Annotated in this window: 1 protein-coding gene; it reads left to right on the top strand. The window is 59.8% G+C overall.

Annotated elements, in window-relative coordinates:
- Positions 1-53: 53 nt before the first annotated feature.
- Positions 54-452 carry a PIN domain-containing protein gene (locus RZR99_RS33050; protein ID WP_038740790.1) on the top strand — a complete coding sequence of 133 codons (399 nt, stop codon included), beginning with the start codon at positions 54-56 and terminating at the stop codon, positions 450-452.
- Positions 453-527 lie beyond the last annotated feature (75 nt).

Genomic DNA, 527 nt, shown 5'->3' with positions numbered 1-527 from the left:
GTGTCGATCGAGGAAATGAATCGGGCCATCGCGGACCAAGGAGCATCCGCGAGATGATCGGATTGGATACGAACGTGCTGGTCCGCTACTTCGCCCAGGACGACGCCGTACAGTCGAGGAAGGCGACGGCGCTGATGGAGTCTCTGTCGGCCGAGCGGCCGGGATACGTTTCGCAGGTCGCCTTGGTCGAAGTTGTGTGGGTGCTCGGGCGGTGCTACGGCGTCGAGCGCGAGCAGATGAAGGACATCATCGACTCGATGATTGGCACCAAGGAACTGGCAGTTGAAGGTGCGGACACGGTGCGAAAGGCACTTCGCGTGTACGCGGCATCTTCAAAGGCAGATTTCGCAGACTGCCTGATCGAGCGTTCCGGCCATGCAGCCGATTGCGAGTACACGGCTACCTTTGATGTCGGGGCTGCCAAGGTCGCAGGGATGCAGTTGATCAAGTAATCACCGCGCAAGCCGATAAACAGGAAACCGGAATGAGCGATCTGCCAGAGGCAGCCGGAAGTGCCGCAGTGACCT

The organism is Burkholderia alba (genome assembly GCF_034721475.1).
Lineage (GTDB): Bacteria > Pseudomonadota > Gammaproteobacteria > Burkholderiales > Burkholderiaceae > Burkholderia > Burkholderia alba.
The sequence above is the reverse complement of the archived record's forward strand: the minus strand, read 5'-3'. Positions and strand labels throughout refer to the sequence as shown.